The organism is Kitasatospora sp. NPDC058032 (genome assembly GCF_042885845.1).
In the GTDB taxonomy this organism is placed as follows: Bacteria; Actinomycetota; Actinomycetes; order Streptomycetales; family Streptomycetaceae; genus Kitasatospora.
In genome coordinates this window covers 1-15,496 of the sequence record NZ_JBHVRK010000029.1, presented here as the reverse complement: position 1 = coordinate 15,496, position 15,496 = coordinate 1, and the positions used below count along the sequence as shown (strand labels likewise).

The following is a 15,496-nucleotide window of genomic DNA, read 5'->3' as shown; positions in this document are numbered from 1 at the left end:
GACTTTCACGACGGTCCGCGAGGGATTCTTCAATCCGCCGGCCGAGATCCGGAAACTGCGGGAAACGGCCCCGATATCCCGGATGGCATTCGCGGACGGCCACCTCGGCTGGCTGGTGACCGGATATTCCACCGCCCGGGCGGTGCTCGCCGATTCCCGGTTCAGCGCCCGGGGCGAACTCAAGCACCCGCCGGTTCCGCGCTCCGCGGTGCTGGAGGAAGCACCGGCGGCCCCGCCCGGCATGTTCATCCAGCACGACGCCCCCGAGCACCAGCGCTACCGCAAGCTGCTCGTCGGCCAGTTCACCGTCCGCCGGATGCGCCTGCTCACCGAGTGGATCGAGCGGATCATCGAGGAGCGGCTGGACGAGATGGAGCGGATCGGCTCCCCGGCCGACCTCTTCGAGCACTTCGCGCTGGCGATCCCCACCCTGGTGATCACCGAACTGCTCGGCGTGCCCTACGAGGACCGCGCCAAGTTCCACCACGACGCCGAGGTGTGGAGCAGCTTCGGCGCCTCCATCGAGGACGTCACGGCGGCCTTCGGCAGCCTCGGCTCCTACCTGCACGGCCTGGTCCTGGCGAAGCGGGCCGAGCCCGGCGACGACCTGCTGAGCGGCCTGATCACCGGCGAGGGCAACCTCACCGACGAGGAAGTCACCTCGATCGCCTTCCTGCTGCTGGTCGCCGGCCACGAGACCACCGCCAACCAGATCGGCCTGAGCACCTTCGCGCTGCTCAACCACCCCGAGCAGCTGGCCGCCCTGCGCGCCGACCCCTCGCTGGTGGAGGGCGCGGTGGAGGAACTGCTGCGCTACCTGAGCATCGTGCACCACGGCCCGACGCGCGCCGCGCTGGAGGACGTCGAGATCGACGGCACCCTGGTCAAGGCCGGCGAGGTGGTCATGATCTCCCTGGCGGCCGCCAACCGCGACCCCGAGCGGTACACCGACCCCGAGGACCTGGACATCACCCGGGAGATGGCCAACCACCTCGCCTTCGGCCACGGCGTCCACCAGTGCCTGGGCCAGCAGCTCGCCCGGATCGAGCTGCGCTCCGGGCTGACCGCGCTGCTGCGGCGCTTCCCCGGGCTGCGCCTGGCGGTGCCGGCCGAGGAGGTCGGACTCCGCCACGACATGCAGGTCTACGGCGTCTACCGGCTCCCGGTGGCCTGGTAGCCCGTCCGATGCGGATCGAGATCTCCGAGGAACTCTGCTGCAGCGCGGGCATGTGCACGCTGACCGCGCCCGAGGTGTTCGACCAGGACGACGCGGACGGCACCGTCGTCCTGCTCGACCCCGAGCCGCCGGCCGCCCTCCACCCCGCCGTCCGCGAAGCCGCGCACCGCTGCCCGTGCACGGCCATCACGGTGCACGAGAACGGCTGAACCCCGCCGGCCGTACGCCCAGACCCCGTTTCCACGAGGACCCGGTGCCCCCGGGTCGGAAGGCCAGGTACCGCGAGCGTGTCCGAGAACCAGAGCCTGTCCCGCCGCCGCCTGCTCGGCATGGCCGCGCTGAGCGCCGCCGCCCTCGGCGGCACCACCACGATCGCCACCGGCCGGCGCGCCTTCGCCGCCTCGGCCGCCTCCTCCGGCACCGACGCCACCTTCGTTCCGGCGGTGGTGATCGGTACCGGCTACGGCGCGGCGGTCTCCGCGCTGCGCCTCGGCGAGGCCGGTGTCCAGACGCTGATGCTGGAGATGGGCCAGCTGTGGAACCAGCCCGGCCCGGACGGCAACGTCTACAGCGGGATGCTCAGCCCGGACAAGCGCTCCAGCTGGTTCAAGACCCGCACCGAGGCCCCGCTGGGCTCCTTCCTCTGGCTCGACGTGGTCAACCGCGACATCGAGTCCTACGCCGGCGTGCTGGACCGGGTCGCCTACGACCAGATGTCCGTCTACGTCGGGCGTGGCGTCGGCGGCGGTTCGCTGGTCAACGGCGGCATGGCCGTGCAGCCGCGGCGCAGCTACTTCGAGGAGGTGCTCCCGCAGGTCGACGCCGCCGAGATGTACGCGCGGTACTTCCCGCGCGCCAACACCATGCTCCAGGTGAACCACATCCCGCAGGACTGGTTCGAGCAGACCGAGTGGTACCAGTACGCCCGGGTCTCGCGGGCGGCGGCCGCCAGGGCGGGGCTGGGCACCGTGTTCGTGCCCAACGTCTACGACTTCGGCCACATGCAGCGGGAGGCGGCCGGCACCGCGCCCAAGTCCGCGCTGGCCGGCGAGGTCATCTACGGCAACAACCACGGCAAGCAGAGCCTGGACAAGACCTACCTGGCCGCCGCGCTCGGCACCGGCAAGGTCACCATCCAGACCCTGCACCGGGTGCGGACGATCACCCGGCAGGCCGACGGCACCTACCTGCTCGGCGTGGACCGCATCGACACCGCCGGAAAGGTCCTGGAGACCCGGCGGATCTCCTGTCGCCACCTCTTCCTGGGCGCCGGCAGCCTCGGCTCCACCGAACTGCTGCTGCGCGCCCGCGACACCGGCACGCTGCCGAACCTCAACGCCGAGATCGGGGCCGGCTGGGGCCCCAACGGCAACATCATGACCGCGCGCGCCAACCACCTGTGGGACACCACCGGCGCCCGTCAGTCGTCGATCCCCGCGATGGGCATCGACGACTGGGACAACGCGGCCGCCCCGGTCTTCGCGGAGATCGCGCCGATGCCGGCCGGCCTGGAGACCTGGGTCAGCCTCTACCTGGCGATCACCAAGAACCCGCAGCGCGGCACCTTCGTCTACGACGCCGCCACCGACCGGGCGAAGCTCCAGTGGACCCGCGCCCAGAACGCGCCCGCCGTGGCCGCCGCCAAGTCGCTGTTCGACCGGATCAACGCGGCCAACGTCACGATGTACCGCTACGACCTGTTCGGCGGCTCGGCGAAGAGCTTCGCCGACGACTTCTGCTACCACCCGCTCGGCGGCTGCGTGCTCGGAAAGGCGACCGACGCGTACGGCCGGGTCGCCGGTTACCAGAACCTCTACGTCACCGACGGTTCGCTGATTCCGGGATCGATCGGTGTCAATCCTTTCGTGACCATCACCGCGCTCGCCGAGCGCAATATCGAGCGCATCATCCAGCAGGACATCACGGTCGCCTAGGCCGGCCCAGGCGGATTTCTTCCCGGACGCGGCGCTGCGTCCGCGCGGAAAAGCACGGTTCTGGCTGTCATTCATCAGGTCGATGGAGCATGGTAATGAGCGAGTTCGATTCGGTTGTGCCCGCGTTCGGAACGGCGACCGAGGAAGCGATCGCGGTCATCGGTGCGGCCCGTCGCCCGGCGCGGCCGTCGAGCGAGATCGATGCGGAGTTCTTCGGTCTGCCGTCCGCCGGGCCCGCCGTGGCGGGCCCGGGCCGGGCCGTGCTGCTGGAACCGCTCTGGGAGGCCCTGGAGGACGCCGGTGTCGTCCCCGCGGCGGCGGCGGGCGAGGGCGTCGGTGTTTTCCTCGCCCTGCCGCCGGAGGCGGCGGAGGACGGCGGGCCCGGGACCTCGGACGCCGACTCCGACGACCCCGAGTTCGACCCCGACTCCGACGCCGCCTCGGTCTTCGCCTTCGCCGAGCTGGTGGGCGCGGTGCTGCGTCTGGCCGACGGCGGCGCGGCCGTCACCGTCACGCGGTCCGCGCGGGCGGCCGTGGACGCCGCCCGCGCGAGCCTGCGGGGCGGTGGACGCGGCCTCGCGCTCGTCGCCGGCCCGGACCCGCTGCTCCCCGGGCCGGACGGGCCGGACGGGGTCGAGGGGCCGTCGGAGCCGGGCGGCCACGCTGCCGTCCTGCTCAAGCCGCTCGCCCGGGCGCTCGCCGACGGCGACCGGATCCACGCGGTGCTCCGCGGGGACGGCCGCCTCGTGACGCCCGAGACCGACGCCACCGAGACCGAGGCCGCGACCGAACCCGCGACCGACCCGGCCCCGGTGGCCTGGGTCGTCTCCGCGGCGGACCCCGAGGCACTGCGCGCCCAGGCGCAGCGCCTCCACGAGTACCTGACCGCCCGTCCCGACCTGCGCCCGGCCGACGTGGGCCACGCCCTCGCCACCACCCGCCACCGGTTCGCCCACCGCGCCGTCGTCCTCGGCGAGGACCGCGCGGAACTGCTCGCCGGACTGGCGGCCACGGCGCACGGCGACCTCGCCGCCAACCTGGTACGGGGCACCGCCGGCCCGGCCCGGACCGCCTTCGTGCTGCCGCCCCAGGGCGCGCAGTGGGTCGGCATGGGCGCCGGACTCCTCGACACCTGCGCCCCGTTCCGGGAGGCCGCCGAGGCGTGCCGGGAAGCCCTCGCCCCCCACCTGGACTTCGACGTGCTCGACGTGCTGCGCGACGCCCCCGGCGCGCGGCCCTTCGCGGGCGTGGACGTCATCCAGCCCGCGCTCTTCACCTTCCAGGTGGCCCTCGCCGAGACCTGGCGCGCCTGCGGAGTGCGGGCCGAGGCCATCGCGGGCCACAGCCTCGGCGAGGTCGCCGCCGCCCACCTCGCGGGCGCGCTCACGCTGCCCGAAGCGGCCCGGGTGGTCGCCGTCTGGAGCCGCGCGGAGGCGACGCTGGCGGGCCGCGGCGCGATGGTCGTGGTGCCGCTGTCCGAGGCGCAGCTGGCGCCCCGGCTGGCACCCTACGACGGCCGCGTGGTGGTCAGCGCGTACAACGGTCCCACCTCCGTGGTGGTCTCCGGCGACACCGACGCCGCCCTCGACCTGCTCGCCGAGCTGAACGCCGGCGGAGTGCGCGCCCGGCAGGTGGCCGTGGACATGGCCGCGCACTCACCCCACATCGAGGAGATCCGCGACCAGGTGCTGGACGGCCTGGCCGACCTGCGCCCGCGCACCGCCCACACCCCCCTCTACTCCTCGCTGGACGGCGCCCGCATCGACGGCCGGGAGGCGGACGCCGCCCACTGGTACGCGCTGCTGCGCCGGCCCGTCCGCTTCGAGCGGACCACCGGCGCGCTGCTGGCCGACGGCCACGACCTGCTGATCGAGATCGGCCCGCACCCCTCGCTGACCGCGGCGATGCAGGAGAGCGCCGTCCTCGCCGACAGCCCGGCCGTCGCGCTCGGCTCGCTGCGCCGCGACCAGGGCGGGCCGCGCCGCCTGCACACCGCGCTCGCCGAGGCGCACGTCCGGGGCGCGGCCGTCGACTGGACGGCGGCCTTCGACGCCCCGGCCCGGCGTCACGTCCCGCTGCCCACCTACGCCTTCCGCCGGCCCGGCGACGCACCCGCCCCGGCGGCCGGGCGCCCGGGCCTGCGCGAGCGGCTGCTCGCCCTGCCCGCGAGCGAGCACGAACGCGTCGCCACCGACCTGGTCCACGCCGTGACCGCCGCGCTGCTCGCCCGCGCCGGCACCGGCGGGGCCGGCGTCGACCGGACCTTCCGCGACCTCGGCCTCGACTCGGTCGGCGCCGTCGAACTGCGCAACCGGCTGGGCGAGGCCACCGGACTCGCCCTCCCGCACACCGTGGTCTTCGAGCACCCCACCCCCGGCTCCCTGGCACGCCGCCTCCTGGCCGAGGCGCTCGGCGGGGTCGGGCAGGCGGCCGACGACGAGACGGTGGCCGCCTGGGACGAGCCGATCGCGATCGTCGCGATGAGCTGCCGCCTGCCCGGCGGGATCGACACGCCCGAAGAGCTGTGGCGGGTGCTCAGCGCCGGCGAGGACACCGCCTCCGCCCTCCCGCGCGACCGCGGCTGGGACGTCGACGCGCTCTACGACCCCGAGCCGGGCCTGGCCGGGCACTACTACCAGCGCGAGGGCGGCTTCCTGCACGACGCCGCCGACTTCGACCCCGAGTTCTTCGGCATCTCGCCGCGCGAGGCGCTGGCCATGGAACCGCAGCAGCGCCTGCTGCTGGAGACCGCCTGGGAGGCGTTCGAGCGGGCCGGCATCGTGCCGCGGAGCCTGCGCGGCAGCCGCACCGGCACCTTCGTCGGCGTCATGACCCCGGACTACGGCCCGCGCCTGCACCTGGCCGACGAGGAACTCGGCGGCTACCTGCTGACCGGCAGCACCGCCAGCGTCGCCTCCGGACGCCTCGCCTACTCCTTCGGCCTGGAGGGGCCGGCGGTCACGGTGGACACCGCCTGCTCGTCCTCCCTGGTGGCGCTGCACCTGGCCGCGCAGTCGCTGCGCTCGGGCGAGTGCTCGCTGGCCCTGGCCGGCGGCGCCACCGTCATGCCCACCGTGGGCATGTTCCTGGAGTTCAGCCGCCAGCGGGCGCTCGCGCCCGACGGCCGCTGCAAGGCCTTCTCGGACCGGGCGGACGGCTTCGGCCTCGCCGAGGGCACCGGCATGGTCCTGCTGGAGCGGCTGTCCGACGCCCGGCGCAACGGCCACCCCGTGCTGGCGGTGCTGCGCGGCACCGCGATCAACCAGGACGGCGCCAGCAACGGGCTGACGGCCCCCAGCGGCAGCGCCCAGCAGCGCGTCATCCGCCAGGCGCTGGCGGGCGCCGGGCTCACCCCGGCCGACGTCGACGCGGTGGAGGCGCACGGCACCGGGACCACGCTCGGCGACCCGATCGAGGCGCAGGCGCTCCTGGCGACCTACGGTCAGGACCGGCCCGCCGACCGGCCGCTGTGGCTCGGCTCGCTCAAGTCGAACATCGGCCACACCCAGGCCGCGGCCGGCGTCGCCGGCGTCATCAAGACCGTCCTCGCGCTGCAGCACGGAGTCCTGCCGAGGAGCCTGCACGCGGCCGAGCCCTCCACCCGGGTCGACTGGTCGGCGGGCGCGGTGCGGCTGCTGGCCGAGCCGGTCGACTGGCCCTCCGGCGACCGCCCGCGCCGGGCCGGCGTCTCCTCGTTCGGCATCAGCGGCACCAACGCCCACGCCATCCTCGAACAGGCGCCGCCGGCCGACCAGGACGAGCCGAACCAGCCCGCCGACCCCGTCGACCTCGTCGACCGCGTCGAGCCCGCCGAGCCCAAGGAGCCCAACGAGTCCTCGGCCGAGGACGGTCCGCGGAGCGCGGCGCAGCCCGTGCCGTGGCTGGTGTCCGCCCGCGGCCCCGAGGCGCTCGCCGCCCAGGCCCGCGCTCTGCTCGCGTTGGCCGAGGCCCACCCCGGGCTGCGCCCCGACGAGGTCGGCCACGCCCTGGCCCGCACCCGCACCGCCTTCGAGCACCGGGCGGTGGTGGTCGGCGCGGACCACACCGAACTGACCGCCGGACTGCGGGCGCTGGCCGACGGCGGCGACGCCCCGAACACCGCCCGGGGCCTGGCCGTCGAGGGACGGCGGGTGGTCTTCGTCTTCCCCGGCCAGGGTTCGCAGTGGGCCGGCATGGCGGTCGACCTGCTGGACGGCTCGGCGGTCTTCCGCGAGCGGATGCGCGCCTGCGCCGCAGCGCTCGCCCCGTACGTGGACTGGTCGCTGGAGGACGTGCTGCGCGGCGCGCCGGGCGCGCCGACGCTGGAGGCCGCCGCCGTCGTGCAGCCCGTGCTGTGGGCCGTCATGGTGTCCCTGGCGGAGCTGTGGACCTCCTGCGGCGTCCGGCCCTCGGCCGTCGTCGGCCACTCCCAGGGCGAGATCGCCGCCGCCTGCGTGGCGGGTGCCCTGGACCTCGACGACGCGGCCCGCGTCGTCGCGCTGCGTAGCCAGGTGCTGGGCCGGCTCGCCGGACTCGGCGGCATGGTGGCCCTGCCGCAGTCGCTGCCGGAGGTCACCGAGCGGCTGGCCCGCTGGGAGGGGCGGATCGGCGTCGCCGCCGTGAACGGCCCCCGCTCGGTCGTGGTGTCCGGCGACGCGGACGCGCTGGACGAACTGATGGCCGGCTGCGAGCTCGACGGCGTACGGGCCCGGAGGGTGCCGGTGGACTACGCCTCGCACTGCGCCCACGTCGAGGCCATCGAGGACGAACTCGCCGAGGCGCTGGCGGGCATCACGCCCCGCGCCCCGCAGGTGCCGTTCTACTCCACCGTCACCGGCGAGCCGGTCGAGGGCGCGGTGCTGGACGCCGCCTACTGGTACCGCAACCTGCGCCGCACCGTGCGGTTCGAGCCCGCCACCCGGCGGCTGCTGGACGACGGCCACCAGGTGTTCGTCGAGATCAGCCCGCACCCGGTGCTCGCCATCGGCGTCCAGGAGAGCGCCGAGGCCGCCGGGACGCCCGTCGAGGTGGTGGGCTCGCTCAACCGCGGACAGGGCGGCCCGGACCGTTTCCTGCGGGCCCTGGGCGAGGCCCACGTCCGCGGGGTGGACGTCGACTGGCCGGCGGTCTTCCCCGGCCGCCCCGCGCGCACCCCCGCCCTGCCCACCTACCCCTTCCAGCGCCGCCGCCTGTGGCTGGACCCCGAGGCGCCCGCCACCGCGGCCCCGGCGGTCCGCGACGCGGCCGAGACCCGCTTCTGGGAGGCCGTCGAGAGCGAGGACCTCCAGGCCCTGGCCGACACCCTGGCCCTGGACGCCGACGCCGCGCTCGCCGACCTGCTCGGCGGCCTGGCCGCCTGGCGCCGGCAGGCCGACGAGACCGCCACGGTCGACGGCTGGCGCTACCGGATCGGCTGGCAGCGCCTGCCGCGCACCCCGGCGGCGGTGACCGGGAACTGGCTGGTCGTCGCCCCCGCGTCCGCCGACGAGCGGCCCCGGCTCACCGCGATCCGCGGCGCGCTGTCCGAGCACGGCGCGCGCAGCCACCTGCTGGCCGTCGAGCCGACCGAGGACCGCGGGCAGCTGGCGGCCCGGCTGGGCGCGCTGGACACCGCCGGCTTCACCGGAGTGCTGTGCCTGCTGGCGGAGGAGGAGCACGAGCCGGCCGACCACCGGGTGACGGCCGGCCTCGCCGCGACCGTCGCCCTCGTCCAGGCGCTCGGCGACGCCGACCTCGGCGCCCCGCTCTGGTGCCTCACCTCGGGCGCCGTCTCCACCGGACCGGACGACCCGCTCCGCAGCCCGCTGCAGGCCCAGCTGTGGGGCCTCGGGCGCGTGGTGGGGGCTGAGTACCCGCACCGCTGGGGCGGCCTGATCGACCTGCCGGAGGACCTGGACGACCGGGCGCTCGCCGTGCTGACCGGCGCCCTGGGCGGCTCGCGCGGTGAGGACGAGCTGGCGGTCCGCGACGGCGCCGCGCTCGGCCGGCGCCTGGTCAGGGCCGCCGCGAGCGCCGCCCCCGCCCGCGCCGGACTGCGCCCGCGCGGCACCGTCCTGCTCACCGGCGGCACCGGCACCCTCGGCGCCCACGTGGCCCGCTGGCTGGCGCACGAGGGGGCCGAACACCTGGTGCTGACCAGCCGCGCCGGTCAGGCCGCGCCGGGCGCCGCCGAACTGCGCGCCGAACTGGAGGCCATCGGTACCCGTACCACGATCGTCGCCTGCGACGTCGCCGACCGGGAGCAGCTGCGCGAACTGCTCGACTCGCTGTCCGCGGAGCCGGGCGGCCCGGGGGAGCCGGGGGAACACGGGGACCCGGCGGTTCCGCCGCTCACCGGCGTCGTGCACGCCGCCGGCGTGCTGGACGACGGCGTGCTCGACGCGCTGACCGTCGAGCGCCTGGAGCGGATCCTGCGCCCCAAGGTGGACGCCGCCGTCAACCTGCACGACCTCACCGCCGACCGCGACCTGGACTTCTTCGTCCTGTTCTCCTCCGTCGCCGGCGTCGTCGGCAACGCCGGCCAGGGCGGCTACGCCGCGGCCAACGCCTTCCTGGACGCGCTCGCCCACCACCGCCGGGCCCAGGGCCTGCCCGCCACCGCCGTCTCCTGGGGCTCCTGGGGCACCGGCGGCATGATGGGCGGCGCCGTCGAACAGCACCTCAGCCGACGCGGCATCGTCCCGATGCGCGCCGACCTCGGCATCGAGGCACTGCGCCGGGCCATGGAGCACGACGACACCGCGGTCACCCTCGCCGACATCGCCTGGGACCGGTTCGTGGCGGCCTTCGCCGTCACCGGCCGCTACCCGCTGCTGGACGACCTGCCCGAGGCGCGCCGGCTGCTGGACGGCGGCCGGGCCGCGGCGGACGCCGACGGCGGCGCCGGGGCCGGGGGCGGCGCGGGCCGGCCGGGGCTCGCCCAGCGGCTGGCGGGCCTGTCCGAGGCCGAAGGAGCGCGCACGGTCCTGGACCTGGTGCGGGCCCAGGCCGCCACCGTGCTCGGCCACGCCGGCCCGTCCGCCGTCCAGCCCGGACGCGCCTTCCGCGAGGTCGGCTTCGACTCGCTGACCGCCGTCGAACTGCGCAACCGGCTGTCCGCGGCGACCGGCATGCGGCTGCCGACCACCGTCGTCTTCGACCACCCCACCCCCGCCGCCCTGGCCGACTACCTGCACGCCGAGGCCGGCGGGCAGCGCGAGGAGGGCAGCGAGGCGGTGCGCCCCGCGGCCCCGGGCACCGACGGGGAGCCGATCGCGATCGTCGCGATGAGCTGCCGGTTCCCCGGCGGGGTCCAGTCGCCCGAGCAGCTGTGGCGCCTGCTGGCCGACGGCACCGACGCACTGGGCGGCTTCCCGGAGGACCGCGGCTGGGACCTCGACACCCTCTACCACCCCGACCCCGAACACCTCGGCACCACCTACGCCCGCGAGGGCGGGTTCCTGCACGACGCCGCCGCGTTCGACGCGGGCTTCTTCGGGATCTCGCCGCGCGAGGCGCTGGCCATGGACCCGCAGCAGCGCCTGCTGCTGGAGACCACCTGGGAGGCCTTCGAGCGGGCCGGCATCGACCCGGCCACGCTCAGGGGGACGCCGTCCGCCGTCTTCGTCGGCTCCAACGGCCAGGAGTACGCCTCCGGCCCGGGCCGCTCCCCGGAGGGTGTCGAGGGCTACCTGCTCACCGGACGCGCCGCCAGCGTCATGTCCGGCCGGCTGGCCTACGTCTTCGGCCTGGAGGGGCCGGCGGTGACGGTGGACACGGCCTGCTCCGCCTCGCTGGTGGCCCTGCACCTGGCGGTGCAGGCACTGCGGCAGGGGGAGTGCACACTGGCGCTGGCCGGCGGCGCGACCGTGATGGCCGACCCCGGCGTCTTCGTGGAGTTCAGCCGGCAGCGCGGGCTGGCCGCGGACGGCCGCTGCAAGGCCTTCGCCGCGGCGGCGGACGGCACCGGCTGGGGCGAGGGCGTCGGCATGCTGCTGCTGGAGCGGCTGTCGGACGCGGAGCGCAACGGGCATCCGGTGCTGGCGGTGGTGCGGGGGTCGGCGATCAACCAGGACGGTGCGTCGAACGGGCTGACGGCGCCGAACGGGCCGTCGCAGCAGCGGGTGATCCGGCAGGCGCTGGCGAACGCCGGACTGTCGGCGGCGGACGTGGACGCGGTGGAGGCGCACGGCACCGGGACCACGCTGGGCGACCCGATCGAGGCGCAGGCGCTGCTGGCGACCTACGGGAAGGACCGTGAACGGCCGCTGTGGCTCGGGTCGTTGAAGTCCAACATCGGTCACACCCAGGCCGCGGCCGGGGTGGCCGGCGTGATCAAGATGGTGCTGGCCCTGCGGCACGGGCTGCTGCCGAAGACCCTGCACGTGGACGAGCCGACCCCGCACGTGGACTGGTCGGCGGGCGCGGTGCGGCTGCTGACCGAGCCGGTGGCGTGGTCCTCGTCGGACGCCGACCGCCCGCTGCGGGCCGGCGTGTCGGCCTTCGGGGTCAGCGGAACCAACGCCCACGTCATCCTGGAAGCGGCTCCGGCCGTGGCCGTGGTCGAGGGCGGCGAACCCGGGGAGGCGGTGGACCTCCCGCTGCCCTGGGTGGTGTCCGGCAAGGACGCCGACGCCCTGCCGTCCCAGGCCCGGCGGCTCGCCGCCCACCTCGACGAGCACCCCGAGCTGGACCTCGCCGACCTGGCGTTCTCGCTGTCCACCGGGCGGGCCGCGCTGGAGCGGCGCGCGGTGATCGTGGGCCGGGACCGGGACGAACTGCTGGCCGGACTGGCCGCGTTGGCGAACGAGGAGCCGGCGCCGCGGCTGGTGCGCGGCGCGGCCGGCCCGGACGGCGCCCGGGTGGCGCTGCTCTTCTCGGGACAGGGGAGCCAGCGGCTGGGGATGGGGCGCGAACTGTCCGCGGCGTTCCCGGTGTTCGCGGAGGCCTTCGACGAGGCCTGCGCCGCCGTGGACGCCCACCTCGAACGGCCGCTGCGTGAGGTGGTGTTCGGCGAGGACGCGGAGCTGCTGAACCGGACGGAGTTCACCCAGCCGGCGTTGTTCGCGGTGGAGGTCGCGCTGTTCCGGCTCGTCGAGTCGTGGGGCGTGCGGGCGGACTTCCTCGCCGGCCACTCGATCGGCGAGTTCGCCGCCGCCCACGTGGCCGGCGTGTTCTCGCTGGCCGCTGCGGCCGAACTCGTCGTGGCACGTGGCCGGTTGATGCAGGAGCTGCCCTCGGGTGGCGCGATGGTGGCGGTGCAGGCCGCGGAGGCCGAGGTGCTGCCGCTGCTGGCCGGCCGTGAGGACCTGGTGGGCATCGCGGCCGTCAACGGTCCCACGTCGGTGGTCATTTCGGGCACCGAAGAGGCCGTGGCGGAGGTCGTCGGCCTGCTGGCGGCCGACGGTCGTCGCACGAAGCGGCTCGCCGTGTCGCACGCCTTCCACTCGCCGCTGATGGAGCCGATGCTGGCGGGCTTCCGCGAGGTCGCGCAGCGCGTGGCCTTCGCACCGCCCGCGCTGCCGATCGTCTCCACGCTCACCGGACAGTTCCTCACCGCCGAGGAGCTGGCCGACCCCGAGTACTGGGTGCGGCACGTCCGGCACGCCGTCCGGTTCGCCGACGCCGTCGGAACCCTGGCGGCCGGCGGTGCGACGGCCTTCCTGGAGCTCGGCCCCACCGCCGTGCTGACCCCGATGGCCCGGGAGACGCGGGCGGACGGCCCCGCCGTCCTGGTGCCCGCCCTGCGCGCGGACCACGCCGAGGCCGAGGCGTTCACCACCGCCCTCGCCCACCTGTACGCCAACGGTGTCGCCCTCGACTGGGACGCGGTCCTCGCCGGCCGGGGCGCCCGACGCGTCGACCTGCCGACCTACGCCTTCCAGCGCCGCCACTACTGGCTCCGGATGCCGACGGCCGCCGACGCGGCCGCGATCGGCCAGGCCGAGGCCGAACACCCCATGCTGGGAGCCGTGGTGGGTCTTCCGGACGGCACCACGGTGCTGACCGGGCGGCTCTCGCAGGCCACCCACCCCTGGCTGGCCGACCACGCGGTCTCCGGCGTGGTGCTGGTACCCGGCACGGCCTTCGTCGAACTCGCCGTGCGCGCGGGCCGCCAGGTCGGCCACGAGCGGGTCGAGGAGTTCACCCTGGAGGCCCCGCTGGTGCTGCCCGAACACGGCGGCGTCCAACTTCGGCTCACCGTCGGCCCCGAGGACTACGACGGACGGCGCCCGCTCGACCTGCACTCCCGGCCGGAGGACCGGCTCGACGAGCAGCAGTGGACCCGCCACGCCGGGGGGACGCTCGCGAGCGGGCCCGCACCGACCGAACCGTTCGACCTGAGCGCCTGGCCACCCCCGGGCGCCACCCCGGTCGACACCGGCGACCTCTACGACCGGCTGGACGAGCTGGGCTTCGGCTACGGCCCGGTGTTCCGCGGCCTGCGCGGGGCCTGGCGGCAGGGCGAGCACCTGTTCGCCGAGGCCGCCCTGCCCGCCGTGGCCGCCGCGCAGGCGGGAGCCTTCGGCCTCCACCCCGCCCTGCTCGACTCCGCGCTGCACGCCTCCTGGCTCGGCCTGCTCTCCGGCACCGAGACCGGACAGGGCCTGTTGCCCTTCTCCTGGGGCGAGGTGGACCTGCGGGCCGGCGGCGCCGCCGTCCTCCGCATCAAGCTGACCCCGGCCGGACCGGACACGGTGTCGGTGCTCGTCGCCGACGGCGCGGGCCTGCCGGTCGCCACGGTCGGCCGCCTGGTGCTGCGCCCGGTCGACGCCGAGCAGCTGCGCGTCGCGGCCGGGACCCGCCAGGACGCGCTGTTCCGGCTCGACTGGGTGAGCGCGCCGCCGAGCGAGGCGGTGCCCGCGCCGGCGGTCCTGACGCTGGAGGCCTCCACCGCCGAGGCCGAGCTGTCCGTGCTCGCGCAGGCCGTCGACAGCGGTGCGCCGGTACCCGCCTACGTGGCGGTCGTCTCCGCGGCGCCCGACCCGACCGAACCGCTGGACGTCGCGGGCTCGGCCGACGCCGTCCGCGCCGCCGGCCACCGCGCGCTGCGGCTCGTACAGCGCTGGCTCGCCGACGAACGGTTCAGCGCCGCACGTCTCGTGGTGGTGACCCGTCACGCCACCGCACCCGACGGCGCACCCGCAACGCTCGACCCGGCCGAGGCCGCCGTCTGGGGCCTGCTGCGCTCGACGCAGTCGGAACACCCGGACCGGTTCGTGCTGGTCGACCTGGACCGGGACACCGACGCGGCCGAGGTGCTGCCCTCCGTGCTGGGCAGTGGTGAGCCGCAGCTCGCCGTGCGGGACGGTCGCCTCCTGCTGCCCCGCCTGGCGAAGACCGCCGACCCGGGACCGGACACCGACCGGAGCTTCCCGATCGAGGGCACCACGCTGATCACCGGCGCGACCGGCACGCTCGGCCGGCTGGTGGCGCGCCACCTGGTCACCGAGCACGGCGTCCGGCACCTCCTGCTGGTGGGCCGCCGCGGACTCGCGGCCGAGGGAGCGGAACAGTTCGAGGCCGAGCTCGCGGCCCTGGGCGCCGAGCCCGTCACCGCTGCCTGCGACGTCGCGGACCGCGACGCGCTCGCCGCGCTGCTCGCGACCGTCCCCGCCGACCGCCCGCTGTCGGCCGTGGTGCACGCGGCCGGCGTGACGGACGACGGCGTCGTCTCCGCCCTCACACCCGAGCGGATGGACCGGGTGCTGCGCCCCAAGGTGGCGGCGGCGCTCAACCTCCACGAGCTGACCCGGCACCTGGACCTGTCCGCGTTCGTGCTGTTCTCCTCCGTCTCCGCCACGCTCGGCGGCGCCGGGCAGGGCAACTACGCGGCGGCGAACGCCTTCCTGGACGCGCTCGCGCAGCGGCGCCGGGCGGCCGGACTGCCGGGCGTCTCGCTGGCCTGGGGCCTGTGGGCCGAGGGCAGCGGCATGACCGGCAAGCTCGCCACCGCCGACCTGGCCCGGATCCGGCGGATGGGCCTGGCCGCGATGGACTCCGCCGACGCGCTCGCCCTGTTCGATGCCGCGTGCGCGACCGACGGTGACGTGCTCTTCCCGGTGCGGCTGGACACCGCCGGGCTGCGCGTCCGGGCGGCGGACGGGGAGGTCCCGGCCCTGCTGCGCGGGCTGGTCAGGGCCGGCCGTCGACGGACCCGGGCCGTCGACGCCCCGGCCGCGGGCGACTCCGGCACGCTGGCCGGCCGGCTGGCCCCACTGGCCGAGGCCGAGCGGCTGCGCCTCCTGCTGGACCTGGTCCGGCTGCAGATCGCGACCGCGCTCGGCCACGCCTCCCCGGAGCAGGTCGATCCCGAACGGGCTTTCAAGGACCTGGGCTTCGACTCGCTGACGGCGGTGGAGCTGCGGAACGCGTTGAACGCGGCCTGCGGGGTGCGGTTGCCGGCGACGCTGGTGTTCGACCATCC

4 protein-coding genes are annotated in these 15,496 nt (G+C 75.8%); all 4 read left to right on the top strand.

The window, feature by feature from the left end; translation table 11 throughout:
* Nucleotides 1-82 precede the first annotated feature (82 nt).
* Nucleotides 83-1,177 carry a cytochrome P450 gene (locus tag ACFVUH_RS31775; protein WP_355359643.1) on the top strand — a complete coding sequence of 365 codons (1,095 nt, stop codon included), beginning with the start codon at nt 83-85 and terminating at the stop codon, nt 1,175-1,177.
* Between the two features lie 8 nt (nt 1,178-1,185).
* Nucleotides 1,186-1,386, top strand: coding sequence for a ferredoxin (locus ACFVUH_RS31770; protein ID WP_355359646.1), 201 nt, complete (start codon nt 1,186-1,188; stop codon nt 1,384-1,386).
* Between the two features lie 120 nt (nt 1,387-1,506).
* Entirely contained in the window at nt 1,507-3,111 is a 1,605-nt protein-coding gene (locus ACFVUH_RS31765; RefSeq protein ID WP_387916939.1) for a GMC oxidoreductase, read from the top strand.
* A gap of 95 nt (nt 3,112-3,206) precedes the next feature.
* On the top strand, nt 3,207-15,496 hold a 12,290-nt coding region (locus ACFVUH_RS31760; protein ID WP_387916854.1), incomplete at its 3' end, for a type I polyketide synthase.

Bases quoted from the DNA above. Each gene is read 5' to 3' on its own strand.
- ACFVUH_RS31765 (WP_387916939.1), top strand. From the start codon at position 1,507: ATGGCCGCGCTGAGCGCCGCCGCCCTCGGCGGCACCACCACGATCGCC.
- ACFVUH_RS31770 (WP_355359646.1), top strand. From the start codon at position 1,186: ATGCGGATCGAGATCTCCGAGGAACTCTGCTGCAGCGCGGGCATGTGC.
- ACFVUH_RS31775 (WP_355359643.1), top strand. From the start codon at position 83: ATGGCATTCGCGGACGGCCACCTCGGCTGGCTGGTGACCGGATATTCC.